Below are 22757 nucleotides of genomic sequence, written 5' to 3' on the forward strand. Positions count from 1 at the left end.
TTCGCTACGTAACGGTGGAGTTTGCAGTTGTAACAAGCGCAGGTGACATGAGGCCTGAATTACACCGTCGAGCAGAGTTTTCACTCGCCTGACAGGCACATATTCAAGGCCAGTTCACAAAGTGCAGTCAGCTGCAGATGACCCCGAGCGAAGGCTTCGGAAACATCGCCTGAATTAGCCATGATGCGTGACCTCCCCTTTCGGAGCTCACGGTAAATGCCAACCCGCTGCGGATTCTGCGCGCGGCAGCACCCGAATTATCAGGGATACGTGTAGGGTGGAGATGCACAACCGCCGGACTGTGTAGCAATAGGCTTTATCAAGACGCTTCATCTCGTCCACAGCCGCTGGTTGATTCCTCCTCCTGACTGAGTGCTTAAGTAGCCACAGCAAGCAGGACGCGTACGTCGCGATATCGGCCCAATTGGCCTGACATCGCTGGACACGGGAATGGCCAACCACTCCCGACGCACCTGACACCGACCGTGAGAAGTCGTGTGTGCCGAACGCCGTTTCCGGCAGCCCGGAAACCGACGGTACTACATGAAAAGAATGCTGATTAACGCAACTCAACCCGAAGAGTTGCGTGTTGCACTGGTAGATGGCCAACGCCTCTACGACCTGGACATCGAATCCGGTGCACGCGAGCAGAAGAAGGCCAACATCTACAAAGGCCGTATCACTCGCATCGAACCAAGCCTTGAGGCTGCCTTTGTCGATTTCGGCTCCGAGCGCCACGGCTTCCTGCCCCTCAAAGAAATCTCCCGCGAATACTTCAAGAAAGCCCCTGAAGGCCGCGTCAACATCAAGGACGTCCTGAGCGAAGGCCAGGAAGTCATCGTTCAGGTCGAGAAAGAAGAACGTGGCAACAAGGGCGCCGCCCTGACCACCTTCATCAGCCTGGCCGGTCGTTACCTCGTGCTGATGCCGAACAACCCGCGTGCCGGCGGTATCTCCCGTCGCATCGAAGGCGAAGAACGCAACGAACTGCGTGAAGCGCTGAACGGTCTGGTTGCACCGGCCGACATGGGTCTGATCGTGCGCACTGCCGGCCTTGGCCGCAGCAGCGAAGAAATGCAGTGGGACCTCGATTACCTGCTGCAACTGTGGACCGCCATCAAAGAAGCCTCGCTGGATCGCTCCGCGCCATTCCTGATCTACCAGGAAAGCAACGTGATCATCCGCGCCATCCGCGATTACCTGCGCCAGGACATCGGCGAAGTGCTGATCGACAGCGTTGAAGCCCAGGACGAAGCCCTGACCTTCATCCGCCAGGTGATGCCGCAGTACGCCAGCAAGATCAAGCTGTACGAAGACAGCGTGCCGCTGTTCAACCGTTTCCAGATCGAAAGCCAGATCGAGACCGCTTTCCAGCGCGTCGTCGAACTGCCTTCCGGCGGCTCCATCGTCATCGATCCGACCGAAGCCCTGGTGTCCATCGACATCAACTCGGCGCGCGCCACCAAAGGCAGCGACATCGAAGAAACCGCGCTGCAGACCAACCTTGAAGCCGCCGAAGAAATCGCCCGTCAGTTGCGCCTGCGCGACATCGGCGGCCTGATCGTCATCGACTTCATCGACATGACCCCTGCCAAGAACCAGCGCGCCGTGGAAGAGAAAGTCCGCGAATGCCTGGAAGCCGACCGCGCTCGCGTGCAGATCGGCCGCATCTCGCGCTTCGGCCTGCTGGAAATGTCCCGTCAGCGCCTGCGTCCATCGCTGGGCGAAAGCAGCGGCATCGTCTGCCCGCGCTGCAACGGCACCGGCATCATCCGTGACGTCGAATCGCTGTCGCTGGCGATCCTGCGCCTGATCGAAGAAGAAGCCCTGAAAGACCGCACTGCCGAAGTGCGCGCCCAGGTGCCGATCCCGGTCGCCGCGTTCCTGCTCAACGAAAAACGCAACTCGATCACCAAGATCGAACTGCGCACCCGTGCCCGTATCGTCATTCTGCCGAACGATCACCTGGAAACCCCGCACTTCGAAGTTCAGCGTCTGCGTGACGACAGCCCGGAAGCTGCGACCAACCAGTCCAGCTACGAAATCGCTGCTGCCGCTGCCGAAGTCGAAGAAGTCCAGCCAGCCGCTGCGACCCGCACCCTGGTTCGCCAGGAAGCCGCGGTCAAGACTGCGCCGGCCCGTGCCAATGCGCCGGTGCCGACCGAAGTCGCCGCGCCTGCCGCTGCTGCACCGGCTCCGGTTGCCGCGCCAGAGCCAAGCCTGTTCAAGGGCCTGGTGAAATCGCTGGTCAGCCTGTTCGCGACCAAAGAAGAGCCAGCCGCTCCGGTCGTCGTTGAAAAACCGGCCATCGAGCGTCCGGCCCGCAACGAAGAGCGTCGCAACGGTCGTCAGCAGAGCCGCAACCGTAACGGTCGCCGCGATGAAGAGCGCAAGCCGCGCGAAGAACGTGCACCGCGTGAAGAACGTGCCCCACGCGAGCCGCGTGAAGAGCGTCAGCCACGTGAAGCCCGTGAAGTCCGCGAGCCACGTGAAGCCCGTACCGAGGCGCCAGCCGCTCGCGAAGAACGTGCTCCACGCGCTCCACGTGAAGAACGTGCGCCACGTGCTCCACGTGAAGACCGCAAGCCACGTGGCGAGCGTGAAGAGCGCGTGCGTGAACTGCGCGAGCCTCTGGACGCCGCTCCGGCTGCACCCGTAGCGGCTGCCACTGCCGCCGTGGTCGCAGAAGAACGTCCGGCCCGTCAGCCACGCGAAGAACGCGCACCGCGTCCGCCGCGTGAAGAGCGTCAACCGCGCGCCGAGCAGGCCGCTGCTGCCGTCGCCGAAGAAGAAGTGAACACTAACGAAGAGCAACTGCCGGAAGACGGTCAGGACAACGCCGAAGGCGATCGTCCACGTCGTCGCTCCCGTGGTCAGCGCCGTCGCAGCAATCGTCGCGAGCGTCAGCGTGATGCCAACGGCAACGTGATCGAAGGTTCGGAAGAATCCGAGTCCGGCGAAAACGCCGCTGCTCCAAGCGCTGCCGATCTGGCTGCCGGCCTGGCCGTGACCGCCGCTGTGGCCAGCAGCGTGATCAGCGCTCCGGCCGAAGCACAGGCTCACGAGCAAGCCGAACGCGCCACCGCCGCTGTTCAAGAAACCGCTCCAGTGGAAGCGCCGGTCGTTGAGGCCACTACCCCGGTGGAAGTGGTTGCTGCTCCGGAAGTCGAAGTGGCACCGGTTCAAGAAACACTGCCTCAGGTTGCAGCCGCTGCAGAACCCGCCGCTGAGGCGCCAGTCTCGGCCGCAGAGCCGGTTGCTGAAACCGTCGCTGAAACCGTGACCGAAACCGTGCGTGAAGTTCGCGAAGAACAGACCGCGTTCAACTGGGTTGCCGAGCCTGCCGTCGCTGAAACGCCAGCGCCAGTCGTTGAAGCCCCAGTGGTTGAAGAAGCCAAGGCTGCCGCGCCAGTGGTCGAAGCCGCTGCACCGGCTCCAGCGCCAGTCGTTGAAGCACCGGTCGAAGCACCTGTGGTGGCCGAAGAGCCTGCTCCAGTGGTTGAAGCCGCTCCGGTCAGCGCCCTGACGCCAAACGGCCGTGCACCGAACGACCCACGTGAAGTGCGTCGCCGCAAGCGTGAAGCCGAGCGCCTGCAGAAGGAAGCCGAACTGGCTGCCGCTGCTGCTCCGGCTACTGAAGTGGTCGAGGTTGCTGCCGTGACTGAAGAAGCCGTGGTTGAATCGGTCATCGCCGAAGCACCACGCTCCGTTCAGGACGCGGTCGAGCATCACCAAGAGGCCCAGGAAAAAGAACACGAGCCTAAACCGCTCGTCTGATTCCGAAAGCCAATAAAAAGCCCCGCCGGGTGAAAACCTGGCGGGGCTTTTTTATTTCATTTAGAAGATCAAAAGATCGCAGCCTTCGGCAGCTCCTACATAGGTCTCCTGTAGGAGCTGCCGAAGGCTGCGATCTTTTGATCTGGCTTTATTTGAACACCAACGCTTCTGGCACATCGATATCCCACAACACCCCGGGATCATCCACTGCCACTTCCACCACCCGCCCCTGCTTGAACAACGGCCTGGCACCACGATCACCGGTCAGCGCCTGTAACCCTGCCCCGTATGAACGCCCGAACCCCACCGGATGGCCAAATTCGTCCTCCTGCACCGGCACACTAACCGCGTCATCGGTCATTGCCGCCACCACCCGCTCAATGCTCGACGGCAAAATAAACGGCATGTCCCCCAACACGATCAGCCAGCCATCCGCCTCGGGGCAGGCGGCAACCCCCGCCGCAATGCTGTCCCCCATCCCGCTCGATTCAATCGAGACCACCTCACAGCCATAAGCCTGAGCCATGCGCATCGCCTGCGGCCGTGCTTCAGTGGTCACCAGCACCCGCTTGTCGAGATTGGCCGGCAGATTCAGCAACACCTGCTCGATCACCGAACGCACCGCACCGTCGCGTCCGGTGCAATCGGCCAGCAGCTTGTCTTTATCGGCACCGGCAACCTGGCGAAAGCGACTGCCCTCGCCCGCCGCCAATACGATCACTGCGATGGATCGATTCATGCGCCCTCCACGGCCTTCTTCTGTTTCAACTCGACACCATTCTTGATCGCCACAATCTCCGCCAACAACGACAGGGCAATCTCCGCCGGTGAATGGCTGCCGATGTGCAGACCGATCGGCCCATGCAATCGCGCAATGGCTGATTCTGACAAGCCTAGCTGAGCCAGATTGTCCCGCCGTTTCTGACTGTTGACCCGAGAGCCGAGTGCACCGACATAGAAGGCCGGCGAATCGAGCGCCGTAAGCAACGCCATATCATCCAGACGTGGGTCGTGGGTCAGCGCGACGATGGCTGTACGTTCGTCCGTCTGAATGCTTAGTACAGCGTCATCCGGCATGCCCGGGACAAAGCGCCCGTGATGCTCTTCCCAACCGTAGACGAACTCGGTACGCGGATCGCAAATCAGCACTTCGAAATCCAGCAGCCGGGCCATGTCCGCCACGTAGCGCGACAGCTGCCCGGCACCGATCAACAGCAGACGCCAGCGCGGGCCATAAATGGCGCGCAGGGTCTTGCCGTCGAATGCCAGCACATCGGATTTGCTCGCCGCTGATAGCACCACTTCACCGGTTTCGATGTTCAGCTCACGGGCGACAATCTCATGGCTTTCACAACGCGCCAGCAACTCGGCGACCCACGCCGGATCAGCGACCCGCTCCTCAGTCAGGCGCAGCGTGCCGCCACAGGGCAAGCCAAAGCGCGCAGCCTCCTCGCGGGTGACGCCATAAGTAATCAGCTGCACCGGTGGCCCGTCGCTGGCGATGCGCCCGTCGTGCAGACGGGCGATCAAGTCATCCTCGACACAACCGCCCGACACCGAGCCAATCACCACGCCGTCCTCGCGCAACGCGAGCATCGCACCCGGCGCCCGGGGCGCGGTGCCCCAGGTCTGCACCACGCTGAACAGCACCACTCGCTGCCCGGCGCGGCGCCATTCGAGCACGCTGCGCAGAACGTTGAGATCGGCGCCGTCCATCACGCTTGCGCCTTCTGCCAACCCTGCAACTGATAACGCACCGGCAGGTTGCGGATGCGCTGGCCGGTGGCAGCGAAGATGGCGTTACACAGCGCCGGCGCAATCGGTGGCACGCCGGGTTCACCGACACCACCCAACGGCACGTCGCCCGGCGGCGTCACCAGATGCACCGCGATTGCCCTCGGCGCCAGCGACATGCGCGCCACTTCGTACATGTGGAAGTTGTCCTGCTGGACCTTGCCGTCCTTGAAGCTGATTTCACCCAGCACCGCGTTGCCCAGACCCATCACACAGGCGCCTTCGAACTGCGAGCGGATGCGTTCCGGGTTGATCTGCGGCCCGCAATCGACGGCGATGTCAGCCTTGTGCACGATCAGCGTACCGTCGTCCTTGACCTCGACTTCGATCACCGCCGCCACATAGGTGACGAAGCTGTAATGCACCGCCAGACCCAGACCACGGCCCTTGGGCAACTGACGTCCCCAACCGGCAGCCTTGGCCGCAGTTTCCAGTACCGTGCGCATGCGTCCGGTGTCGATCGGGTAGCGCTCGGGGGATTCGCCGTAGTTCCACTCCTCACTCAGGGTGCGTGGATCGATCTGCCGATCCGGGCCGAGCAACTTGATCTGATATTTGAGTGGATCGACGCCGGCCTTGTGCGCCAGTTCATCGACAAAACTCTGAATCGCAAACCCGTGAGGAATGTTCGACACCGAGCGATACCAGCCGACGCGGGTATGCACCGTGGCTTCGGGGTTTTCCAGACGCACGTTGGGAATCGCGTAGGCCATGTTGGTAAAGCCCATGCCCAGCTCGAACGCCGCCTCATGGTTCATGCCCGGAGCAAACAGCGCAGTAATGCTCGGCGCCACGGTACGGTGCAGCCAGCCGGACGGCATGCCGTCCTTGCCGACAGCCGCCTTCAAATACTCGGCGGACACTGTGTGGAAATACGAGTTATGGATGTCATCTTCGCGGGTCCATTGCACTCGCACGGCTTTACCGGGGAACTCCTTGGCAAGGATCGCCGCTTCGACGACGAAATCCGGCTTGGATTTACGGCCGAAACCACCACCGAGCAGCGTGACGTTGAAGGTGACATTGTCGAACGGCAGTCCCAGACGCTCGGCGATGCGCTCGCGAGTCACCTGCGGCGCCTGGCTCGGCGCCCATGCTTCACACACACCTTTGTCGTAGCGAGCGATGGCGACCATCGGCTCCATCGGTGCCTGCGCCAGATGCGGCAAATAGTAGGAGGCTTCGAGGCTACTGGCAGCGCCGCTCAGTGCCTTGTCGATATCACCGGTGTTGCGCACCACTTTGCCGGGTTTGCGCGACGCCGCTTCCAGCGCTTTGCGGTAAGCGATCGAGTCGTAACTGGCGTTGGGGCCGTCGTCCCATTGGATCCTCAGCGCCTCGCGGCCCTTGATCGCCGCCCAGGTATTGCTGGCAATCACCGCAACGCCGCCCAGCGGCTGGAATTCCGACGGCAGCGGACGGCTTTCGATCTGCATGACCTTCAGCACACCCGGAACCTTCAGCGCGGCGCTGTCATCCAGCGACTTGACCTTGCCGCCGTACACCGCCGGACGGGCGATGGTCGCGTAGAGCATGCCGTCGAAATGCACGTCGGCGCCATACACCGCGCGCCCGTTGACGATGTCGTCACCGTCGATGGCCTTGGTGCCTTCCTTGCCGATGTAGCGAAACTCCGACGGCTGCTTGAGGCGCAAGCTGTCACGGGCCGGCACCGCCAGCGCGCTGGCTGCGGCGGCAAGTTCGCCGTAACCCAGCTCGCGGCCGGACGGTGTGTGCAGCACTTTGTGCAACTGCGCACGGCACTCGCCCACCGGCACCTGCCACTGCGCAGCCGCTGCCTGTTCCAGCATGGCCCGGGCCGCCGCGCCGCAACGGCGCATCGGTTCATACCAGTGACGCATGCTGCGTGAACCGTCAGTGTCCTGGTTGCCGAACCGCACTTCATCGCCCGGCGCCTGCTGCACTTTGACCTTGGCCCAATCGGCGTCCAGTTCATCGGCGACCACCATGGTCAGGCTGGTGCGCACACCCTGGCCCATTTCCGAGCGGTTGCAGACCACGGTGACCGTGCCGTCTGCGGCAATGCTCACGTAAACCTTGGGATCGTCGATCCAGCCGTTGGGCATGCCATCAGCGCCAAACTTCTTCGGCGCGTCTTCAGCCAATGCATCCTGCCAGCCCCAGCTCGCGGCCAGCACCAATGCGCCCGTGGCGCCGACGCCTTTGAGAAAACCGCGACGGCTGAGATTGCTCAGGACGAAATCATTCGGCAAGCGGCTCATGCCTTGGCCTCCTTCAGGTGAGTGGAAGCCTGACGGATCGCAGTCTTGATCCGGTTATACGTGCCGCACCGGCAAATGTTGCCGACCATCGCTTCTTCGATCTGCTCATCGCTCGGATTAGGGTTGGTCTTGAGCAATGCGGTGGCAGACATGATCTGCCCGCCCTGACAGAAACCGCACTGCGCCACGGCGCTGTCGAGCCAGGCTTGCTGAACGACTTGTCCAACCGGATCGGCGTGCAGATTGTCGATGGTGCTGACGTTCTGCCCGATCACCGAGCCGATCGGCGTGATGCAACTGCGCGCCGGCAAGCCGTCGATGTGAATGGTGCAGGCACCGCACAGGCCCATGCCGCAGCCGAATTTGGTGCCGTTGTAACCGGCGACATCACGAATAGCCCACAACAGCGGCATGTCATCCGTGACATCGAGGGAATGGTCTTGACCGTTTAGTTTCAGGGTAATCATGGGCACGCCCGCATATTAGTGGTTATGGGGTCGAGCAGAACTGGCGGTGGTTCACGCAGATCGACTCAGGCTAATGGGCCAATACACATCAGTGAAGCCGAACACTGAGCCTGTGGCGAGGGTGCTTGCTCCCGCTGGACTGCGGAGCAGGCCCTTCTTGAAAGCGGGGCCGCTACGCGCCCCAGCGGGAGCAAGCTCCCTCGCCACAGGGTCATCGCTGACTGATATATGGTTGGCACAGGCTCTCTTGTGCCGACGCGAACGTCTGCACCGGGCCTTTGGTGGAGCAAATGACGGTTATCGTTAGCTGGCTAAGTTAACCCACCGTTAACAAAAAAGCCCTGCACTTTTTGTTCAGTGCAGGGCCTTGGATACCGACCTGAAGCGTAGCCTCAATAGCGGTTCGGCTCCATTTCCAGTTCGACATTGAAACGTTCGGCAATATCTTTCTGGATGCGTTGCGCCAGCTCCAGCAATTGCAGACCGGTCGCGGTGCCGTAGTTGACCAGCACCAGCGCCTGCAATTTATGCACGCCGGCATCGGCCTCGCGGAAACCTTTCCAGCCAGCGCGCTCAATCAGCCAGCCGGCAGCCAGTTTCATCTGCCCGTCCGCTTGCGCATAGGCCACCAGATCCGGGTGCTGCGCCTTGATCTGCTCGACCAGCGCCGCCGATACCAGTGGATTCTTGAAGAAACTGCCGGCATTGCCGAGCACCGCTGGATCCGGCAGTTTTTCGCTGCGGATACTGCAGATCGCACGGCTGACATCGCTCGGCGTCGGTTGCTCGATGCCCTGCTCGGTCAGGCGCTGGCGCACCGGACCGTACTCCAGATGCAGATGCGCGGCACGATCAAGCTTGAAGCGCACCCGCAGGATCAGCCAACGTCCGGGCTGCTGCTTGAACAGACTGTCGCGGTAGGCGAAGTTGCACTCCTCCAGGCTGAAGTCGCGCAGTTCGCCGGTCTGGCGGTTCAGCGCGGTCAGCCCGGCGAACACATCCTTGATCTCAACGCCGTAGGCGCCGATGTTCTGCATCGGCGCCGCGCCAACAGTGCCGGGGATCAGGCTGAGGTTTTCCAGACCGGAAAAACCCTGCACCAGCGTGTGCTGCACGAACGGATGCCATGGCTCGCCGGCTTCCGCTTCGATCACCACGCGGTTGCCGTCGTCACTGATCAGCCGAATGCCTCGGGTCGCCATGCGCAGCACCAGCGCCGGAATATCTGCAGTCAGCAGCAGGTTGCTGCCGCCGCCGATCACCAGCAACGGCACGTCATGGGCAGTCGCGTAGGCCAGGGCTTCACGGACATCGGCATCGCTGTGGGCCTCGGCAAACAACTGCGCGCGGACATCGACGCCGAAACTGTTGAACGGTTTCAGCGAAACCTGTGATTGAAGCTGCAAACTCATAACCGGCCCTTCACTTCAATCAACAGTTGGTCACACGCCGCCTCGATCAGGTCCAGCACCTGCTCGAAGCCCTGATCGCCGTCGTAGTACGGATCCGGCACTTCATCGACCACACCGGCGTAACGCCGCAAAAACAGATCGAGTTCAGCCTTGCCAGTGGACGGCTGCAGGGCCTTGAGGTTGCGCAGGTTGCTGTGGTCCATGGCCAGAATCAGGTCGTAGCTGGCGAAATCGGCACGGCTGACCTGCTGCGCGCGTTGCGCCGACAGGTCATAACCCCGCACTTTGGCTGCGGCCTGGCTGCGTTTGTCCGGCGGATTGCCGACGTGCCAGTCACCGGTGCCGGCGGAGGCCACTTCGACCTGATCCGCCAGCCCCGCTGCGCGCAGTTTGTGGCGCAACACGCCCTCAGCGGTGGGCGAACGGCAGATGTTGCCCAAGCACACGAACAGAACGCGCATCAGGCCTCCAGCAGGCGACGAACGCGCTCGAGGTCTTCAACGGTGTCGACCCCGGTTGGCGGCGCGATCAACGCATCGGCCACATGAATCCGCACGCCATGCCACAGAGCACGCAGCTGTTCCAGCGATTCAGTGTTTTCCAGCCAGCACGGGCCCCAGCTCACAAAGTCCTGAAGGAAGCCGGCGCGGTAGGCATAAATGCCGATGTGGCGACGGTACGGCACGCCTTCCGGCAACACGTCACGGCTCTTGGCGAAAGCATCGCGGGCCCACGGCAAGGTGGCGCGACTGAAGGTCAGCGCCAGACCGTTAATGTCGCTGACGACCTTGACTACGTTGGGGTTGAACAGGGTTTCGACGTCTTCGATCGGCTCGGCCAGGGTGGCCATGCGCGCTTCGGTGTGGGCCCCGAGGTTGGCGGCGACCTGGTCGATCACGCTTGGCGGAATCAGCGGCTCATCGCCTTGCACGTTGACCACGATCGCGTCCGGCGCAAGGCCCAGCTTCGCCGCGACTTCCGCGAGGCGGTCAGTCCCGGAATTGTGATCTTCACGGGTCAGCACCACTTCCGCGCCGAACGCCTTGCAGGCCTCGACGATGCGCGCATCGTCAGTCGCAACCACCACGCGGCTGGCGCTGCTTTTGCTCGCCTGTTCCCAGACGTGCTGAATCATCGGCTTGCCGGCGATATCCAGCAGCGGTTTGCCCGGCAGGCGGGTCGAGGCGTAGCGCGACGGGATGACAACGGTGAAGGCGGTGGTCATTTATCCAGACGCTCGTCGGTGGTCAGGGTGCGCGCTTCGCTTTCGAGCATCACCGGGATGCCGTCGCGGATCGGATAGGCCAGCCCGGCCCCCTTGCTGATCAGTTCGGTCTTGTCGGCGCTGAGCTTGAGCGGGCCTTTGCAGATCGGGCACGCGAGGATATCGAGCAATTTGGTGTCCATGAACATTCCCTGGATAAAGAGTTAAGGCAAAAGACGATTGGGCAACAGGCGCATCAACTGGGTGTCGAACCAGGCCACGAAGGCCGGTGACGGCACGGCATCGACCGCCAGATACCACCAGTCGTCAGCCGCGAAGGCACGGCACTTCACCGCATCCTTCTCGGTCATCACCAACGGCAATGACGGTGTGAAATTCAAGGCCTGCACGCTGTACTCGGCGTGGTCGGCAAACGCATGGGGGATTGCCCGCCAGTCTAGCGCTTCGAGGGTATTGAAGAAACGTTGCGGATTGCCGATCCCGGCCACCGCGTGCACCGATTGACCGGGCGCAAAATGCGCCAGCGGCTGGCGCTCGCCGCTGCGCAGATTGACCAGCGACGTCGGCTGCAGGTGAAAGGCGAAACCCTCTTCACGATCCGCCGTGGCACCGTTGAACAGTACGCCATCGACGCTTTGCAGGCGCTCGATCGGCTCGCGCAACGGGCCTGCCGGCAGGCAGCGTTTGTTGCCCAAACCTCGGGCGGCGTCGATCAGTACCAGCTCCAGATCCCGCGCCAAGCGATAATGCTGCATGCCGTCGTCGGAGAGGATCAGGTCCAGTGGTTCACTGGCGAGCAAGGCTTTGACCGCTGCGCTGCGATCAGGGTCGATCATCAGCGGTACGCCGGTGCGCTGCACGATCAACAGCGGTTCGTCGCCGGCGATATCGGCGCCCTGCTCGGCGGTGACCCGCCATGGCAGTTGCGGTGGTTTGGCGCCGTAACCACGACTGACCACGCCGACGCGCAGGCCGGCACGGCGGCAATGCTCGATCAACCACAGGATCATCGGCGTCTTGCCGGTGCCGCCCACCGTGATGTTGCCGACCACGATCAGCGGCACCGGCGGCTGATAGATCGGGCCCTCACCGTCGAGAAAGCGCTGGCGCTTGTTGACCACCACGCGGCGGTAGAGCATTTCCAGCGGCCGCAGCAGCGTCAGGGCCGGATGCCCCTGATACCAAGCGGCGAGCAAACGATCGGACAGGCTCATCAGGATTTGGGCGCCGCCTCGACCGTGGTCATGCGCAGATGGCTGAAACCGAGCTTGCCGGCCGCATCCATGGCGGTGATCACCGATTGGTGTTGGGTCTTGCCGTCGGCACTGATCGACAACGGCATGTTGGTGTCACCGTTGGCTTCTTTCTGCATGGCTTCCATCAGCGTCGCCAGGTCGTTCTTCGGCAGAATCTTGTTGTTCACCGAGAACACACCTTCGGCGCTGATCGCGACGTCCAGTTGCTTGAGCTGCTGGTCTTCGGCAGGCGAGCCGCTGACCGATTCCGGCAGATCGACACGTAGCTGGGTTTCGCGGGTGAAGGTGGTGGTCACGACGAAAAACAGCAACAGGATGAAGACCACGTCGATCAGCGACGCGAGGTTGATGTCGATCGTTTCCCGGGGTTTGCGACGGAATTTCACGCTTTGTCCCCGGCCAGATCGACGTCACGGTCGCCCTGCACCACTTCGACCAGTTTGATCGCTTCCTGCTCCATGCCGACCACCAGCTCATCGATGCGGCGCTGCAGGAAACGGTGGAAGAACACCGACGGAATACCGACCATCAGTCCCGCCGCCGTGGTAATCAGCGCCTTGGAAATACCGCCGGCCAAGACCGAGGCATTAGTAGTCATGCCCGAACCGGTGAAAGCGCTGAAAATGTCGATCATGCCCAACACCGTGCCCAACAGCCCCAGCAACGGCGACATGGCAGCAATGGTGCCCAGCGCGTTGACGTAGCGTTCGAGCTCGTGAATCACCCGCGCCGCGGCTTCTTCGATGCATTCCTTCATGATCTCGCGACCATGCTTGGAGTTGGCCAGGCCCGCGGCGAGAATTTCACCCAGCGGCGAGTTGGCGCGCAATTCCTTGAGCTTTTCTTTATTGAGCTGCTTGTCCTTGATCCAGACCCAGACCTGGCCCAGCAGATGCTCGGGGGTGACGCGGCTGGCGCGCAGGGTCCACAGGCGCTCGGCGACAATCGCCATGGCCGCGATGGAACTCAGAATGATCGGCAACATCATCCAGCCGCCGGATTTGACCAATTCCCACACAGTGACAGTCCCCTCGAAAAAGTGCGCCACTTTACCATACCGGTTCGCGATTAAGACCCGCTGCCCCGACGACCTGATGCCGCATTCGGCGATCCCGCGATCAATGGTGTTTCACCGCCAGAAACGCCGCTGTTGACGCATAAGCCACGGCGCCTGAAAGCCGCCCAGGCGCAGATGAATGGCGCCGTGCTGCGCGCTGTCGTAGATGCGCAGCCCTTGCTGGCGATAACGCGCCAGCACCAGCGGATGCGGATGCCCGAACGAATTGCCCTGCCCACGGGAAATCAGCACCGAATGCGGCCTCAGAGCCCGAAGCAGTGCCATTGAAGACGAACTGCGGCTGCCATGATGCGGCGCTTGCAGCCAGTGCGTCGGCAGCGCCAACGGACTCTCCAGCAGAGCCCGTTCGGCAGCCGTGTCGATATCGCCGGTCAGCAGCAGACGCTCGCCATTGGCCTCGATCTGCAACACGCAGGAGCGCTGATTGCTGTCATGGGCCGCCGACCACTGCCACAGTTGAAACCGCACCCCGTCCCACTGCCATTGACGTCCGCTTTCACAGGCTTCGGCCCGCAGGATGGCGGGCAGCCCCGGAGGATCGCCGCTGATCACCCGTGTCACTTTCAAGCCGCGTGATACCGCCAGCGCACCACCGGCATGGTCGGCATCGGCATGACTGAGCAGCATCAGGTCGATGCGCTCAACCCCCAGTTTGTGCAGCGCCGGCAACACCACCCGCTGCCCCAGATCGAAATCGCCGAAACGTGGACCGGCGTCGTAGAGCAGCGTGTGATGACGCGTGCGGATCAGGATCGCCAGGCCCTGACCGACATCGAGTTGCCAGATATCAGCCAGTCCCTCGGCCACCCGCTCGCGAGGTGGCGCCAGCAGAATCAACAGCAACGGCCAGCCCAATGGTCGCAATGGCACACCGCGCGGCAACAGCAACAATACGGCCCCGAGACTGCCAATCAACAAGGTCCACCACGGCAGCGACGGTGAGATCCATGCCGGCCAGGCGCCGGCGATCACCGACAAGCCACGAAACAGCCAGTCGATCAAACCACCGGCCAGCCACAACAAGCCTGCACCGACGTAGGGCAGCGGCAACAATAGCGTGCCGAGCAGCGCCGGTGGCAGCACCAGCAGACTGACCCACGGCACCGCCAGCAGATTCGCCAAGGGGCCGCTGAGGCTGATCGGCAGGTTCAGCGCCAGCAACACCGGGCACAGGCCCAGCGCAATCAGCCATTGCGCACGCGTCCAGGTCCGCCACCATGTCCACGCGCCGAGGCGCCCGCCGAAGGTAAAAATCAAAATCCCCACCGCGGCGAACGACAGCCACAAACCGGGACGCAAGCTGGCCAACGGATCGAATAACAGCAGCGCATTGAAGGCCAGCAACAGCGGCCACCACGCGCCGAGATGGCGAAAGCGCAGGCGCCACAACAACACCAGCCCGACCATCACGCAGGCCCGTTGCACCGGCACATCGAACCCGGCGAGCAAGCCGTAGCCGAGCGCTGCGGCAAACGCCAGCCCACAGGCCCATGGCAGCCAGGGCCAGCGCAGCGGCCACCAGCCATAGCGCGCCAGCCCGGCGATCAGCAGATACACGATCGCCGCCAACATCCCGATGTGTTGACCGGAAATCACCAGCAGATGCACGGTGCCGGTGTCCTGCAGGATCTGCCAATCCTCGCGACTGAGCCCAGAGCCGTCACCGAGCACCAGCGCCGCCAATGCACCGCCCCGACCCTGCGTGTCCACTTCAAGCAAGCGCTGGCGAATGCTGTCGCGCCACGCCCAACCTGCCTCGGCCAGGCGCTGACCGTCCTTGATCGTGCCGGTCGCGCCGATGCGTTGCGCCAGTAGCCACGCTTCGTAATCGAACGCATCGGGATTGAGCAGGCCACTCGGGCGCTTGAGCTTCACCGCCAGCCGCCAACGCTCGCCGCTGTTGAGCGGCGGCCCGGCGTGCCACGCCAGACGCATCAACGACGGCAATTTCTCGTGTCGCGAGCGGGCATCGGCCAGCTCGAAACGCACGACGCCCTCGCCGGTTTGCGGCAAGCCGACCACCCGCCCCTCGACCCAACGGGTTTCGCCGTCAAGCGCTGCGGGCAGGCGATCATTCAACGCCGACTGCGCACTGACGCACGCCCAGGTGAAACCGAACAGCAGAAACGCCAGCGGATAGCTGCGAAACGGCAGCAACATCAGCCCCACCAGCGGCAACAACATCATCAACCCGACCGGCGGTAAAACCGGCAAAAAAACGGGTACCAGCAGACCGACTGCCAGCGCCATCATCCCTGTGCGCATAAGCCCGTCCTTGAGAGTTCCTGCATTAGGGGTAGCTGGTATGAGGGAGGGTCGTCGTCAACAATTGTCACAAAGTCTGAATGGGCGCTTCGTAGAATCCAGACATACTTGCCGCCTTAACCGACCGAGAAGCCTTATGCCCCGGCGCTTATTCAAACGTTACATGCCCGACCCGACGAGCATCAGGGAACACAAATCCTTACGCTTTCTCGGCAAGTTGTTGCATGACCCGAACCTCTGGCACCTCAATCGTCACTCGGTGGCCCGGGCGATGGCCGTCGGCCTGTTCGCCGCGTTCCTGCCGATTCCGGCGCAGATGCTGGTGGCGGCCGCACTGGCGATCACCGTGCGCGGTAACATGCCGATTGCCGTCAGCCTCGTGTGGCTGACCAACCCGATCACCATGCCGGCGGTGTTTTTCTGTACTTATCAGGCCGGAGCCTGGTTGATGAATGTGCCCGCCCGCACCCTGCCCGATTCGTTGACTTGGGAATGGATCAGCGGAGAGCTCTCGACCATGTGGCAGCCGTTTTTGCTGGGGTCGGTGGTATGCGGACTGCTTCTGGGCATCCTCGCCTACTTCACGGTGATGCTGTACTGGCGCTGGTGGGTGGCGCGGCAATGGGCGCGGCGCAAAAAAAACCGCATGCATTGAATGCAAAACGGCCTCCGCAGTGGGAGGCCGTTTTTTGTAGCGTCTGAATGGGCCCCATCGCGGGCAAGCCCGCTCCCACAGAATCTGGTTTGCCCGAAATTATTTGAACGACACAAATCCCTGTGGGAGCGGGCTTGCCCGCGATGGCAGCGACGTGGTATCGGATCAGGTCCGCATTCCGCGCCCACTCACCAGCAACCGCGCACAACCGAGGTACAACACCACGGTCGCCACCAGCATGAAGGTGATCGCGATACCGATGCGGATATCCGACACCCCGAGAATGCCGTAGCGGAAGGCGTTGACCATGTGCAGCACCGGATTGGCCAGCGACACGGTCTGCCAGAACGGCGGCAGCAAGGTGATCGAATAGAACACGCCACCGAGGTAGGTCAGCGGCGTCAGCACAAACGTCGGAATGATCGAAATATCATCGAAGTTGCGCGCAAACACCGCGTTGATGAAGCCCAGCAGCGAGAAGATCGTCGCGGTCAGAATTACCACCAACAAGGTCACGCCGAGGTGATGCACCTGCAGATGGGTGAAGAACAGCGACAGGATGGTCACGATCACCCCGACCATCAGACCACGCAGCACGCCGCCGATGGTGTAGCCGATCAGAATGGTGTGCGGCGACACCGGCGAGACCATCAGTTCCTCGATGGAACGCTGGAACTTGCTGCCGAAGAAGCTCGAGACCACGTTGCCGTAGGAGTTGGTAATTACCGACATCATGATCAGCCCCGGCACGATGTACTCCATGTAACTGAAGCCACCCATGCCGCCGATCTGCTTGCCGATCAGGTTACCGAAGATCACGAAATACAGAACCATGGTGATCGCCGGCGGCAGCAGGGTCTGCGGCCAGATCCGGGTAAAACGCCGGACTTCACGGTAAACGATGGTATTGAGGGCGACGAGGTTGGGGCGCAATTCGGAACTCATACCGCCACCTTCGACAGATTTTTCTCCACCAGGGACACGAACAGCTCCTCGAGGCGATTGGTTTTGTTACGCAGGCTCAGCACTTCGATGTTCTGTTGCGCCAACTGAGTGAACAGCGCGGTGATGCCCATGGATTTGTCGACCTGGACCTCCAGCGTATGGCCGTCGAGCAACCGCGCGGGGTAGCCGATCAATGGTGGCGCAGCGTGCAAGTCGTTTTTCAGATCCAGCAGGAAGGTCTCGACGTGCAACTGGCCCAGCAGCTGTTTCATGCTGGTGTTCTCGACGATGGTGCCGTGGTCGATGATGCCGATGTTGCGGCACAACTGCTCAGCCTCTTCCAGATAATGCGTGGTGAGGATGATGGTGATGCCTTTCTGGTTCAGCTCGGTGAGGAATGTCCACATCGAACGACGCAGTTCGATGTCGACGCCTGCGGTCGGCTCATCAAGGATCAGCAGGCGCGGCTCATGCACCAGGGCGCGGGCAATCATCAGTCGGCGTTTCATGCCGCCGGACAGCGAACGCGACGGCACATCGCGCTTGTCCCACAGGCCAAGCTGGGTCAGGTACTGCTCGGCGCGCTCCTTGGCGACTTTCGCCGGAATGCCGTAGTAACCAGCCTGGGTCACGACGATGTCGAAGGTCTTTTCGAACTGGTTGAAGTTGAATTCCTGGGGCACCACGCCGATCGAGCGCTTGAGCGCGGCGGGGTTCTTGTCCAGGTCATGACCGAAGATATTCACCGTGCCGCTGGTCTTGTTGACCAGGGTCGAGAGAATGCCGATGGTCGTGGATTTGCCCGCGCCATTGGGGCCGAGCAAGGCGAAAAAGTCACCTTCGGCGACGTCCAGATCGATACCACTCAAGGCCTGGAACCCGTTGCCGTAGGTTTTGGTTAGCTGCCGGATGGACAGAGCGGAACTCATATCGGATTTACGCACCAAGAAGGGAAGAAAAGGAAAGATTGGGCCGGGCGGCGAACAAAACAACCACGGCGCGTGAACGCAATGGTGCTTGCCGCCGCCACACAAGTACAGTCAAGAGTGTCGATAGTTATTATCAAGTCAACGCGGTCATGACCGCTTTCTGATAAGCCGGACGCTGCTTCAAACGTGCGTACCAGGCCTCCAGATGCGGCTGCGCGGCACGGTCGATGGGCATCTCGAACCAGGCATAAATGAAACTGCCGAGGGGAATATCGCCCATGCCGATTTCGCGGCCGGACAGGTATGGCTGGCTGGCGAGGGCCTGATCGGCCATGGCCAGCAGCGCCGTGCATTCTTTGATCGCGGCGTTGATCGCCGGCCAATCCTGCTTGTCCGCTGGCGTACGCAGCACACCCCAGAACACCGTGCGGAAAGGTCCGGCAAAACTCGAGGTGGTCCAGTCCATCCATTTGTCGGCGATGGCCCGGGCTTGCAGGTCTGCCGGAAACCATTGGCTGTTCGGCGCATGTTTGGCCAGCAGGTAACGGACGATCGCATTCGATTCCCACAGCACGAAGCCGTCATCCTCGATCACCGGGACCCGGCCGTTCGGGTTCATCGCACGATATTCAGGTGTGTCGACCACCCCGAAAGCGCCACCGGCGTCAATCGCCTGATAAGCCAGGCCAAGCTCCTCGGCGGCCCACAGTGGCTTCCTGACATTCGATGAGTTTTTCCGTCCCCAGATCTTCAGCATGACCGCCTCTTTTCCAATGCGTGGGCAGGCAGCATACGCCGGATCAGACCCGACTCAAATCACTCTGCATATCGCCCAAGACCTTCGCCTGATGTTCGCCGAACAGATGCGGGTAGCACTTTTTCAAGTGCTCGAAGAAGAACCGCTCCGGCACATCGACGAACTGTCCATGATCGACCAAATACTCCATCAACAGCGCGCCGTCACGGTTGTACGGGTGGAAAACGCTGTCATTGATGCCGTCAAAGTCCAACGGTGCGACATTGAACAGTTCGCAGAGTTGCTGGTTGAAGGCCGGCGTGGCCTTGACCCAACGGTCGTTAAGGAACAGCTCGGTGTAGCCGTGCATGGCGAACACATCGCTGCGCAACAGTTCCAGCAAACGCGGGGTCGACAGGTGATTCCTGACGTCGGCCAGACCGATACGCGCCGGGATGCCGCAATGCCGCGCACACCCGGCCAGCAAGGTGGCCTTGGGCACGCAATAACTTTCTCCGGTCGCCAACGCATGGCTGCCACACAGGGTCTGCGGGTCGAGGCTGAACGTGTACGGGTTGTAACGCACTGCTTCGCGCACGGCGTAATAGAGACCGAGCGCCTGCTCGAGCGGGTCGCGGCTGGCACCGCGGTGCTGTTCGGCGAACTCCACCACCGCCGGGTGGTCACTATCGATGAAGCGGCCGGGACTCAGATACTCGCGCATGACGATGTTCTCCTGGGGGAGCCCCGAGTCTAGCGACAGCTCAAGCACAGAGATAACGACGTTTCGGCCAAACATGCACGCGAAGACGCGGGAATGGCGAACGATTTCCCACGGGTGTTGCCCACCGAACCTACGAAAACCATCCGGGGTTTCCCACGAGTTCAATCACCATGTTCTGACCACCCGTTTTACAGATGCCGTCTAAGCTCTGGTGGGTCGGTTGGCCTTGGTTCACGGAGGATTACATATGCTGTTGTTGTGGATACTGGTTCTGATCGTCGGTGTGGCGTACCTCGCTCACCGCCGCATCGCCCCGCTGCCCGCGTTGGGCATCGTCGCCACTTACCTACTGGCGATGGGTATTTTCAGCCATGCCCCGGGCTGGTTGCTGCTGGTGTTGTGGGTCGTGCTTGCGGCGGTTGCCGCGCCGTTGCTGCTGCCTGACCTGCGCCGCAAACACTTCACCGCGCCGCTGTTCAACTGGTTCCAGAAAACCCTGCCGCCGATGTCGCAAACCGAACGCGACGCGATCGATGCCGGCACCGTATGGTGGGATGGCGAGCTGTTCAGCGGCCGCCCCGACTGGGACAAACTGCTGTCCTATCCCAAGGCGCAACTGAGCGAGGAGGAACAGGCCTTTATCGACGGCCCGACCGAAGAACTCTGCGCGATGGTCACTGACTGGCAGATCGGCCAGTCGATGGACCTGCCGCCAGAAGCCTGGAGCCACATCAAGGAACATGGCTTCTTCGCCCTGATCATTCCCAAGGAATTCGGCGGCAAGGGCTTTTCCGCCTACGCTCACTCGCAAGTGGCGATGAAACTCGCCACCCGCAGCGGCGACCTCGCCTCCACCGTAATGGTGCCCAACTCCCTCGGCCCGGCCGAATTGCTCCTGCATTACGGCACCGACGAACAGCGCAATCACTACCTGCCCCGACTGGCCCGTGGCGACGACATTCCGTGCTTCGCCCTCACCGGCCCGCTGGCCGGTTCCGATGCTGGCGCCATGCCGGACACCGGGATCATCTGCAAAGGTGAATGGGAAGGCCAGGAAGTCATCGGTCTGCGCCTGAATTGGGAAAAACGCTATATCACCCTCGGTCCAGTGGCGACCCTGCTCGGTCTGGCCTTCAAAGCCTATGACCCGGAGCATCTGCTGGGCGACAAGGAAGATCTCGGCATCAGTCTGGCGCTGATTCCCACCGATACACCGGGCGTGGAAATCGGCCGTCGGCACCTGCCACTGGGTGCTGCGTTCATGAACGGCCCGAACTCGGGCAAAGACGTATTCATCCCGCTGGACTTTCTCATCGGCGGTCAGGAAATGCTCGGCAAGGGCTGGATGATGCTGATGAACTGCCTGTCAGTCGGGCGTTCGATTTCGCTGCCAGCCGTCGGCACTGGCGCGGCCAAGTTCACCAGTCTGGTGACTGGGCAATATGCGCAGATTCGTGAGCAGTTCAACGTCCCGCTGTCGGCCTTCGAAGGCATTCAGGAAGCCATGGCGCGCATCGGTGGCAACGCCTGGATGATGGACGCCGCGCGGATGCTGACTGCCAACGCAGTGGATCTGGGCGAGAAACCGTCGGTGCTGTCGGCGATCCTCAAGTACCACCTGACCGAACGCGGCCGCGAGTGCATCACCCACGCCATGGACGTGCACGGCGGGAAAGCGATCATCATGGGGCCGAACAACTACCTCGGGCGCAGCTGGAACGGCGCGCCAATCTTCATCACCGTGGAAGGCGCCAACATCCTTTCGCGCAACCTGATGATCTTCGGTCAGGGCGCCATTCGCTGCCATCCGTTCGTCCTCAAGGAAATGGCCCTCGCCGGCCGTGAGGACAAGGATCAGGCACTGAAAGAATTCGACGGCCTGCTGCTCAAGCACATCGGTTTTGCCGTCGGCAACGCCGCCAGTACCCTGGTGCTGAACCTGGGCTTTGGCCACTTCGAACATGCGCCCGGGGACAGGATCAGCCAAGGTTATTTCCGCGCACTCAATCGGCAGGCAGCGGCTTTCGCCATGCTCGCCGACTTCAGCATGATGTTGCTGGGTGGTGAACTGAAGCGGCGCGAACGCCTGTCGGCGCGTCTGGGCGATGTGTTGAGCAACCTGTACCTGGCCTCTGCCGCGCTCAAGCGTTATCACGACCTGGATTCGCCGACGCATATGGAGCCGCTGTTCCGTTGGGCGATGGAAGAAAGCCTCGGTCAGTCGGAACGGGCACTGGATGAGCTGCTGAGCAACTTCCCGAACAAAGTGTTTGGTTGCCTGCTGCGGGTGATCGTGTTCCCGTTCGGCCGTCGCCACAAAGGCCCATCGGACAAGCTCGGTGCCGAAGTGGCAGCTGTTATTGGTCGCGCCAAAGGTGATCCGACTCTCGAAGAACTGCTCGCCGGTTGCTATCGCCCGCAGTCCGCCGACGATGCCGTGGGTGCCCTGCAACACGCCAGCGATCTGCTGGGTGCCGCGCAACCCCTGCACAAGAAACTGCACACTGCGCTGAAAAGCGGCCAGGTCAAACCGACGGCGGGCGAACACGCTATCGACGCCGCGCTGGAGGCCGGGGTGTTGCAAGCGGCGGAGGCGCAAACCCTGCGCGATGCTGAAGCGGCACGGCGCAAGGTGATCGACGTCGATGATTTCGACAAGGAAGAACTGAAACAGGCAGAAGGCAAAGTCCGCTGATGCTGACGACCGTGTAGCTGTTTATTTGTGAAAAACGGGCGCGAGAGCTTTATACTCCCGCGCCCGTTTTGCTCTTGAGGACTTATCTCGTGTCCAACGTCGTTGCCGATCATCTTGTTTTGCTCGACCACCTGCGCAGTATCCTGGTCGCCGTAGGTGAGGCCGATCAGGTTCCCGAAGAAAGCCATGCCTTGTTCCTGGAGCGCTTTGACGAACTGCTGGCATCCCTGCCGATCGATCCGATCGAAAGCCAGTACCTGGGCCAGGACATCCTGACCCAAGTGATTACCCGCTATCCGCAAATTGCTCACCTGATCCCGCGGGATCTGCTGTGGTTCTTCGCTGGTGACTGCCTGCACTATTTGTCTGATGAAGAAATCGACCTGTATCAGGCACTGGAAGAACGTCGCTACGAAGCCGAACAGAACGACGAACCGTTCGACTGGAATCAGGAAAAGCAGTTGCTGGCGATGTCTGCTCAGGACAGCAAGCACTGATTTAATGGTTTGAAGATCAAAAGATCGCAGCCTTCGGCAGCTCCTACAGGGAATACATG

20 protein-coding genes are annotated in these 22757 nt (G+C 61.7%); 4 read left to right on the plus strand and 16 right to left on the minus strand.

Annotation, left to right across the window (positions count from 1 at the left end):
* The first annotated feature begins 543 nt into the window (after positions 1–543).
* Entirely contained in the window at positions 544–3777 is a 3234-nt protein-coding gene (gene rne, locus ACYZUM_RS17840; RefSeq protein ID WP_473060950.1) for a ribonuclease E, read from the plus strand.
* Positions 3778–3925: 148 nt separating this feature from the next.
* On the opposite strand, the gene ACYZUM_RS17845 is transcribed toward rne, so the two are convergent.
* The 12 genes from ACYZUM_RS17845 to ACYZUM_RS17900 form a co-directional block, all read right to left on the minus strand.
* On the minus strand, positions 3926–4516 hold the full coding sequence (locus ACYZUM_RS17845) for a nucleotidyltransferase family protein (RefSeq protein ID WP_473060951.1): 591 nt from the start codon (positions 4514–4516) through the stop codon (positions 3926–3928).
* Positions 4513–5493, minus strand: coding sequence for an XdhC family protein (locus ACYZUM_RS17850; protein WP_473060952.1), 981 nt, complete (start codon positions 5491–5493; stop codon positions 4513–4515). Before ACYZUM_RS17850 ends, ACYZUM_RS17845 begins: the two co-directional genes overlap by 4 nt.
* Positions 5493–7814, minus strand: a complete 2322-nt coding sequence (locus tag ACYZUM_RS17855) for a xanthine dehydrogenase family protein molybdopterin-binding subunit (protein WP_473060953.1) — start codon at positions 7812–7814, stop codon at positions 5493–5495. The genes ACYZUM_RS17850 and ACYZUM_RS17855 overlap by 1 nt, the downstream gene beginning before the upstream one ends.
* Entirely contained in the window at positions 7811–8281 is a 471-nt protein-coding gene (locus ACYZUM_RS17860; protein WP_430292612.1) for a (2Fe-2S)-binding protein, read from the minus strand. The genes ACYZUM_RS17855 and ACYZUM_RS17860 overlap by 4 nt, the downstream gene beginning before the upstream one ends.
* Positions 8282–8673: 392 nt before the next feature.
* On the minus strand, positions 8674–9693 hold the full coding sequence (murB, locus tag ACYZUM_RS17865) for a UDP-N-acetylmuramate dehydrogenase (RefSeq protein WP_473060954.1): 1020 nt from the start codon (positions 9691–9693) through the stop codon (positions 8674–8676).
* The gene (locus ACYZUM_RS17870; protein ID WP_041069125.1) at positions 9690–10154 is read right to left on the minus strand and encodes a low molecular weight protein-tyrosine-phosphatase; all 465 of its coding nucleotides are present in this window, start codon (positions 10152–10154) and stop codon (positions 9690–9692) included. Before ACYZUM_RS17870 ends, murB begins: the two co-directional genes overlap by 4 nt.
* Positions 10154–10918 carry a 3-deoxy-manno-octulosonate cytidylyltransferase gene (kdsB, locus tag ACYZUM_RS17875; protein ID WP_473060955.1) on the minus strand — a complete coding sequence of 255 codons (765 nt, stop codon included), beginning with the start codon at positions 10916–10918 and terminating at the stop codon, positions 10154–10156. Before kdsB ends, ACYZUM_RS17870 begins: the two co-directional genes overlap by 1 nt.
* Positions 10915–11100 (minus strand): Trm112 family protein, encoded by a 186-nt coding sequence (locus tag ACYZUM_RS17880; RefSeq protein WP_003174668.1) that lies wholly within the window; start codon positions 11098–11100, stop codon positions 10915–10917. Before ACYZUM_RS17880 ends, kdsB begins: the two co-directional genes overlap by 4 nt.
* Positions 11101–11121: 21 nt before the next feature.
* Complete coding sequence (lpxK, locus tag ACYZUM_RS17885) at positions 11122–12132, minus strand: tetraacyldisaccharide 4'-kinase (RefSeq protein WP_222018641.1); 1011 nt, start codon at positions 12130–12132, stop codon at positions 11122–11124.
* On the minus strand, positions 12132–12560 hold the full coding sequence (locus ACYZUM_RS17890; protein ID WP_027612340.1) for an ExbD/TolR family protein: 429 nt from the start codon (positions 12558–12560) through the stop codon (positions 12132–12134). Before ACYZUM_RS17890 ends, lpxK begins: the two co-directional genes overlap by 1 nt.
* A complete protein-coding gene (locus ACYZUM_RS17895) occupies positions 12557–13192 on the minus strand; it encodes a MotA/TolQ/ExbB proton channel family protein (protein WP_003227083.1) in 636 nt (211 codons plus the stop codon). Before ACYZUM_RS17895 ends, ACYZUM_RS17890 begins: the two co-directional genes overlap by 4 nt.
* Positions 13193–13303: 111 nt before the next feature.
* Positions 13304–15517, minus strand: a complete 2214-nt coding sequence (locus tag ACYZUM_RS17900; protein ID WP_473060956.1) for a DNA internalization-related competence protein ComEC/Rec2 — start codon at positions 15515–15517, stop codon at positions 13304–13306.
* A gap of 136 nt (positions 15518–15653) precedes the next feature.
* Between ACYZUM_RS17900 and ACYZUM_RS17905 the strand changes: the two genes are divergently transcribed.
* Entirely contained in the window at positions 15654–16172 is a 519-nt protein-coding gene (locus ACYZUM_RS17905) for a DUF2062 domain-containing protein (protein ID WP_041069099.1), read from the plus strand.
* 165 nt (positions 16173–16337) lie between these two features.
* On the opposite strand, the gene ACYZUM_RS17910 is transcribed toward ACYZUM_RS17905, so the two are convergent.
* The 4 genes from ACYZUM_RS17910 to ACYZUM_RS17925 all read right to left on the minus strand — a co-directional run bounded on the left by ACYZUM_RS17910 (position 16338) and on the right by ACYZUM_RS17925 (position 19506).
* On the minus strand, positions 16338–17117 hold the full coding sequence (locus ACYZUM_RS17910; protein ID WP_041069097.1) for an ABC transporter permease: 780 nt from the start codon (positions 17115–17117) through the stop codon (positions 16338–16340).
* Positions 17114–18046 carry an ABC transporter ATP-binding protein gene (locus tag ACYZUM_RS17915; RefSeq protein ID WP_414905468.1) on the minus strand — a complete coding sequence of 311 codons (933 nt, stop codon included), beginning with the start codon at positions 18044–18046 and terminating at the stop codon, positions 17114–17116. The genes ACYZUM_RS17910 and ACYZUM_RS17915 overlap by 4 nt, the downstream gene beginning before the upstream one ends.
* A gap of 133 nt (positions 18047–18179) precedes the next feature.
* Positions 18180–18803 carry a glutathione S-transferase family protein gene (locus ACYZUM_RS17920; RefSeq protein WP_430292608.1) on the minus strand — a complete coding sequence of 208 codons (624 nt, stop codon included), beginning with the start codon at positions 18801–18803 and terminating at the stop codon, positions 18180–18182.
* A gap of 43 nt (positions 18804–18846) precedes the next feature.
* A complete protein-coding gene (locus ACYZUM_RS17925) occupies positions 18847–19506 on the minus strand; it encodes a transglutaminase-like domain-containing protein (RefSeq protein ID WP_473060957.1) in 660 nt (219 codons plus the stop codon).
* A 247-nt stretch (positions 19507–19753) separates the two neighbouring features.
* Between ACYZUM_RS17925 and ACYZUM_RS17930 the strand changes: the two genes are divergently transcribed.
* Entirely contained in the window at positions 19754–22201 is a 2448-nt protein-coding gene (locus tag ACYZUM_RS17930; RefSeq protein ID WP_473060958.1) for an acyl-CoA dehydrogenase, read from the plus strand.
* Positions 22202–22290: 89 nt separating this feature from the next.
* Positions 22291–22698, plus strand: a complete 408-nt coding sequence (locus ACYZUM_RS17935; protein WP_041069086.1) for a PA2817 family protein — start codon at positions 22291–22293, stop codon at positions 22696–22698.
* The last annotated feature ends 59 nt before the right edge of the window (positions 22699–22757 follow it).

This window comes from Pseudomonas sp. m6p (genome assembly GCF_055760375.1).

Coding starts and splice junctions, on each gene's coding strand:
- rne (WP_473060950.1), top strand. CDS start 544: ATGAAAAGAATGCTGATTAACGCAACTCAACCCGAAGAGTTGCGTGTT.
- ACYZUM_RS17845 (WP_473060951.1), bottom strand. CDS start 4,516: ATGAATCGATCCATCGCAGTGATCGTATTGGCGGCGGGCGAGGGCAGT.
- ACYZUM_RS17850 (WP_473060952.1), bottom strand. CDS start 5,493: ATGGACGGCGCCGATCTCAACGTTCTGCGCAGCGTGCTCGAATGGCGC.
- ACYZUM_RS17855 (WP_473060953.1), bottom strand. CDS start 7,814: ATGAGCCGCTTGCCGAATGATTTCGTCCTGAGCAATCTCAGCCGTCGC.
- ACYZUM_RS17860 (WP_430292612.1), bottom strand. CDS start 8,281: ATGATTACCCTGAAACTAAACGGTCAAGACCATTCCCTCGATGTCACG.
- murB (WP_473060954.1), bottom strand. CDS start 9,693: ATGAGTTTGCAGCTTCAATCACAGGTTTCGCTGAAACCGTTCAACAGT.
- ACYZUM_RS17870 (WP_041069125.1), bottom strand. CDS start 10,154: ATGCGCGTTCTGTTCGTGTGCTTGGGCAACATCTGCCGTTCGCCCACC.
- kdsB (WP_473060955.1), bottom strand. CDS start 10,918: ATGACCACCGCCTTCACCGTTGTCATCCCGTCGCGCTACGCCTCGACC.
- ACYZUM_RS17880 (WP_003174668.1), bottom strand. CDS start 11,100: ATGGACACCAAATTGCTCGATATCCTCGCGTGCCCGATCTGCAAAGGC.
- lpxK (WP_222018641.1), bottom strand. CDS start 12,132: ATGAGCCTGTCCGATCGTTTGCTCGCCGCTTGGTATCAGGGGCATCCG.
- ACYZUM_RS17900 (WP_473060956.1), bottom strand. CDS start 15,517: ATGCGCACAGGGATGATGGCGCTGGCAGTCGGTCTGCTGGTACCCGTT.
- ACYZUM_RS17905 (WP_041069099.1), top strand. CDS start 15,654: ATGCCCCGGCGCTTATTCAAACGTTACATGCCCGACCCGACGAGCATC.
- ACYZUM_RS17910 (WP_041069097.1), bottom strand. CDS start 17,117: ATGAGTTCCGAATTGCGCCCCAACCTCGTCGCCCTCAATACCATCGTT.
- ACYZUM_RS17915 (WP_414905468.1), bottom strand. CDS start 18,046: ATGAGTTCCGCTCTGTCCATCCGGCAGCTAACCAAAACCTACGGCAAC.
- ACYZUM_RS17920 (WP_430292608.1), bottom strand. CDS start 18,803: ATGCTGAAGATCTGGGGACGGAAAAACTCATCGAATGTCAGGAAGCCA.
- ACYZUM_RS17925 (WP_473060957.1), bottom strand. CDS start 19,506: ATGCGCGAGTATCTGAGTCCCGGCCGCTTCATCGATAGTGACCACCCG.
- ACYZUM_RS17930 (WP_473060958.1), top strand. CDS start 19,754: ATGCTGTTGTTGTGGATACTGGTTCTGATCGTCGGTGTGGCGTACCTC.